This window comes from Natronomonas sp., assembly GCF_046710025.1.
In the GTDB taxonomy this organism is placed as follows: domain Archaea; phylum Halobacteriota; class Halobacteria; order Halobacteriales; family Haloarculaceae; genus Natronomonas.
The window spans coordinates 1-4,104 of sequence record NZ_JBKEGK010000224.1 but is presented as its reverse complement, the minus strand read 5'-3'; the positions used below and the strand labels follow the sequence as shown (position 1 = coordinate 4,104).

Sequence of the window (4,104 nt, the reverse complement as noted above, 5' to 3'; positions counted from 1 at the left end):
GCTGGAGGTCAGTTCGGTCGCGGTCGGTCAGGGCGACGCGGTCAAGGCCGAAGTGTTTGCCAGACACGTCCCGAACGGCCTCGCGGGCGGCGAGTTCTCCGTCCGCGTTGCGGACACGGAGGTCGCCAAGATCACGAGTGCGAGCTATCCCGACGCGGTCGGTATCTCCGCGGCCCCGAGCGTCTCCGAAGACGGCGAGACGGCGTCGTTCCGGTTCGCCGACCTGAATGGCGCAATGCAGCCCGAAGATGTCGATTTCAAACTCGGAACCGTTCGTCTCACCGGCAGCGGCGCCGGCGTGACTGATCTCAACACCGGGGCGACACTCGACAGCGACGCCGGACAGCCCATCGACGTCGAGAACCGCTCCGGAGTCGCGATCACCGGCCCGCCCAGTATCGGCTCCGCGGGTGCATCGCCGACCGATCCCGATGGTGACGGCCTCTATGAGGACGTCAACGGGAACGGCCGCGTCGACTACGAGGACGTCCAGTTGCTGTTCGACGAACTCGACAGCAACACCGTGACATCGAACGCCCGCGCGTTCGACTTCAACCAGAACGACCGACTCGACTTCGACGACATCGTCACCCTGTTCGGCGAGGTCAACTGAGAGACCGGCGCGAAGCGTACCGCCGGCACCGTTCGGTCGGCACTGCGGTTCAACAGAATATAGTTATTTTGACACATATAAATCCATGACACAGTACACGAATCCACACACGAGTATCTCCGATCCCCGTACCTGTATCGCCGCCCTCGCCGTCGCGACGATCGCGTTCGGCCTTCTGTTGGCGGGCGCGGGGGTCACAACAGCACAGACAGGCCAACCGACCGTCAGCGTGAGCAGCGCAACGGCGACCGTCGACGACACCACGACTGTCGACGTCGTTCTCACGGAAGCACCGGACGGGTTATCGGGTTACTACCTCGATCTCACCGTCGACAACCCCGAGGTGGCCACAGTAACGTCGGCGAGTTACTCCGACGAGTTCGGGCTGACGACGGACCCGACGATCGATACCGACGGACAGACGGTCACGCTTGAGGCCGCCGACATTGAGGGATCGATCTCACCCGGCGCGACGGACGTGACACTCGCGACGGTCGAGGTCGCGAGCCAGGCAGCCGGTGAGGTCGAACTCACTGTCGAGCCACAGCAGTTTGATACCAACGACGGCGGCCGGTTCCGTCCCGAGACACAACCCGGCGTGTTGACCATCGGGGAAGGCGGAAACAACGCTGCCGATTCCGGCAGCGCCGGTGGAAACAACGCCGCCGATTCCGGCAGCGCCGGTTCGAACGGGGCGGGCGCCTCTGAGGCCGGATCGGGCGCGGGAAGTGGCGCGGAGGGTAACGACAGGCTGGGGGGCGGTTTTAGCGGGACTTCCATCGTCCTCATCGGTGCCGCTCTCGTTGCCATCGGATCGCTGGCCGCGGTAGCTGTCGCCCGTCGGCGGTCGTAACCGTCGGGCTGGGGGGCCTTCGACTGAGTGAACGCCGACGAACGACAGGACGCGACTACAGAATCAACACGATGATATCCGAAACAGACGACAAGACCGCCGACGGCTCGGCGGAGCAAGCCGAATCGACGCATCGAGAGTACATTCTCGACGTACGGATCGTCGAGTGTCCCCGCCCCGACCGGCCCCCGAAATATCGATTCGAAGCGCCGGCACACGGCGGGATCGAGTTCGAAGATCCCGACACCGCGGAGCTGTACGCCGATGTCTACTTCGATGTCAACGGCTTCGAGGAAGCCGGAACCGGCGAGCGCGGCGTCCCGCCGGAGATAATCCAGGCCGGCCGGGACACACTCGTCGGCTACTTTCTCACGCAGCCGCGCACGAACGTTCAGTGGGTCGCCTCATACTACGGGGAGAAACCGGAGAAGATAGAGCGGTACGCGAACCGGGTTCGAAAGCGCGCCCGGAAGATCCGTCAGGGCGCCGCCGAACGCGGCATCAACTGAGGCGTTTGGGTCGCCCCGTCGACCCGCAACCGGGGGGTGAGGATGCACCGGCGTGGGCGGCCTATGGGTCGGCTCCGGTAGCGACCGTTCGGAGGCGGCCACCACCGGGATGACAGACCGAGAAACTGCCGAGGTAAGCCACGATAGGCGATACCTTCTATACGTGCCGTGTACATATCAAAATCGAAGCTCTATGGAAATCTCTGATAAGCTCCTGTGTCTGTTCAGCGCTGAGGTTGAGGAAGACGAGAATAGGTTTGTCGTCGAGGTCCCACGACGCGAGATCGAAACCGGCTCCATCGGCACCGATAACGCCTACCGGATCGCGCTCATCTCCGACGAGACCGCGAGCGACGCCAACACCTCCAGCGGGACGACCCCGTCTGATGAGCCCCAACCGCCGGTCGAGCCGGGCGAGATCAGGTACGTCGAGATTGAGGACCTCGGCAAGCAAGGCGACGGAATCGCCCGCGTCGAGCGGGGGTACGTCATCATCGTCCCCGGTGCCGAGGTCGGCGAACGCGTCAAGATCGAGATTTCGGAAGTCAAATCCAACTTCGCTGTCGGCGAGGTCATCGAGTAACAACCCCTGTCAGTCGGAGCACGGTCCAGTTTCGGTCTCGTACCAACCATCGCCCGCTCGTTCCCCGATCGGGCGTCCCAATCACCGAAAACCGCAGTACTGCAGCCGGTTGAATGACCGTACCAAACCACCTTTTGAGGAGTGCATACATTAGATAGATATGAGCGCGACTGCCGCCGAACCGAACTCAGAGCTCACCGACAAGCAACGGCGCATTCTCGCGTACCTCCGCGAGGAGGGCCGAATGAAGACGTATTTCAAATCCCGGCTCATCGGCGAAGAACTCGATCTGTCGGCAAAGGAGGTCGGGTCGAACATGAGCGCGATCTGTGAGGGGAGCTTCGATGTCGAGGTCGAGAAATGGGGCTACTCGTCGGGGACGACCTGGAAAGTCACTATTTAAGAGTGACCGACGAGACGGAGAGCCGTTCAGGGGTCGTACCGAACGAGTTCGTCTGCCTCATCGGCGAGTTCGACCGCCTCGGGGCCGAATGAATCGGCATACCGGACGACGAGCGTTAACAGCGTCTCGGGGCGTTCAAGACCGTATCCGTCGGTGCGCGACAACAACCCTGCGGCGTCAAGCTTTCCAGCGTACTTCGAAACCGTCGACCGGGATACCCCGGCGGCCGCCGCGATCTCGCTTCCGGAGGCCTCGGGCGCTCGGAGCAAAGCCACGAGCATCCGGCGCGGCGTCTCCCGGCGGAGGTATCCGAGCGCGCGCTGCTCGAAGGCCGAAAAACGCCCTGCGGGGAAGTACCGCTTGTACTCGCCGTCCTTTCGATATTCGATTGTCCCGTCCGTTTCGAGCCGCCGGAGATGGTGCTGGGTCTCACCCGTCCCGAGTTGCAAGTCGTCGCGTAGCTTCGAAAAGTGCGCGCCAGGGGTCGCAGCGAGGTAGCCGACGATAGCTTCGCGGACTTCGCTTCCGTCGTCGTCTGACAGTCGGACGAGCGGCGTCGCCGCGCCCAGCGCGGCGAAGCGTTTGAGCGTCGCCCGTTTTCCCTCGTCGACCCCCCGGTCGGTCATATCTTACTACAGAGGCGACAGGGCTAAAACAGCTTCGGGACCCGGTTGGCCCCGCCCCGGACGGAGCCGCTTAGTTTGTCTCTGTCTCCAGTTCCTCTTCATCGACGTCGGCGTCCGGCATTTCCTCGTCCATCTCGGCGATGACCTCGTCCGGATCCCTGATTTCGGTGGGGTCTGCACCGGTTTTGATCGCCTCGGCCTCGGCCTCCATCTCCTCGACGTCCATCTCGGCCTCTTCGTCGATCTGGCCGAGGATCTCCTCGATGTTATCAAGGCCGAGCATCTCCCGGGTCTCATCGTCGAAATCAAGCCCTTCGAGCACGTCGGTCTGGGTCGCAACGTCGCTGCCGGTGAGGTGTTTGCCGTACCGGCTCAAAAGCGAGGTCATCTCTTGGGGCAGCACGAACGTCGTCGACTCGCCCTTGCCGATCTCCTCTAAGGTCTCCATCCCGCGCTCGATGATCGCACGCTCGCCCATCGATTCCGCCGACTTCGCTCGGAGGACCGTCGAAATCGC

At 63.0% G+C, this 4,104-nt stretch carries 5 protein-coding genes and 2 pseudogenes; 5 read left to right on the top strand and 2 right to left on the bottom strand.

Annotated features, from left to right (window positions below; all coding sequences use genetic code 11):
- The 5 genes and pseudogenes from ACI944_RS12515 to ACI944_RS12495 all read left to right on the top strand — a co-directional run.
- Window positions 1–613, top strand: a pseudogene (locus ACI944_RS12515) (cell surface protein); the annotation flags it as partial.
- Between the two features lie 85 nt (window positions 614–698).
- Window positions 699–1,466 carry a hypothetical protein gene (locus tag ACI944_RS12510; protein ID WP_411719373.1) on the top strand — a complete coding sequence of 256 codons (768 nt, stop codon included), beginning with the start codon at window positions 699–701 and terminating at the stop codon, window positions 1,464–1,466.
- Window positions 1,467–1,537: 71 nt separating this feature from the next.
- On the top strand, window positions 1,538–1,975 hold the full coding sequence (locus tag ACI944_RS12505; RefSeq protein ID WP_411719372.1) for a hypothetical protein: 438 nt from the start codon (window positions 1,538–1,540) through the stop codon (window positions 1,973–1,975).
- A gap of 193 nt (window positions 1,976–2,168) precedes the next feature.
- Complete coding sequence (locus ACI944_RS12500; protein ID WP_411719371.1) at window positions 2,169–2,558, top strand: TRAM domain-containing protein; 390 nt, start codon at window positions 2,169–2,171, stop codon at window positions 2,556–2,558.
- 160 nt (window positions 2,559–2,718) lie between these two features.
- Complete coding sequence (locus tag ACI944_RS12495; RefSeq protein WP_411719370.1) at window positions 2,719–2,961, top strand: hypothetical protein; 243 nt, start codon at window positions 2,719–2,721, stop codon at window positions 2,959–2,961.
- 26 nt (window positions 2,962–2,987) lie between these two features.
- On the opposite strand, the gene ACI944_RS12490 is transcribed toward ACI944_RS12495, so the two are convergent.
- A complete protein-coding gene (locus ACI944_RS12490) occupies window positions 2,988–3,587 on the bottom strand; it encodes a winged helix-turn-helix transcriptional regulator (protein ID WP_411719369.1) in 600 nt (199 codons plus the stop codon).
- 70 nt (window positions 3,588–3,657) lie between these two features.
- Window positions 3,658–4,104 (bottom strand): annotated as a pseudogene (locus ACI944_RS12485) (phosphoesterase); the annotation flags it as partial.

Coding starts and splice junctions, on each gene's coding strand:
- ACI944_RS12510 (WP_411719373.1), top strand. CDS start 699: ATGACACAGTACACGAATCCACACACGAGTATCTCCGATCCCCGTACC.
- ACI944_RS12505 (WP_411719372.1), top strand. CDS start 1,538: ATGATATCCGAAACAGACGACAAGACCGCCGACGGCTCGGCGGAGCAA.
- ACI944_RS12500 (WP_411719371.1), top strand. CDS start 2,169: ATGGAAATCTCTGATAAGCTCCTGTGTCTGTTCAGCGCTGAGGTTGAG.
- ACI944_RS12495 (WP_411719370.1), top strand. CDS start 2,719: ATGAGCGCGACTGCCGCCGAACCGAACTCAGAGCTCACCGACAAGCAA.
- ACI944_RS12490 (WP_411719369.1), bottom strand. CDS start 3,587: ATGACCGACCGGGGGGTCGACGAGGGAAAACGGGCGACGCTCAAACGC.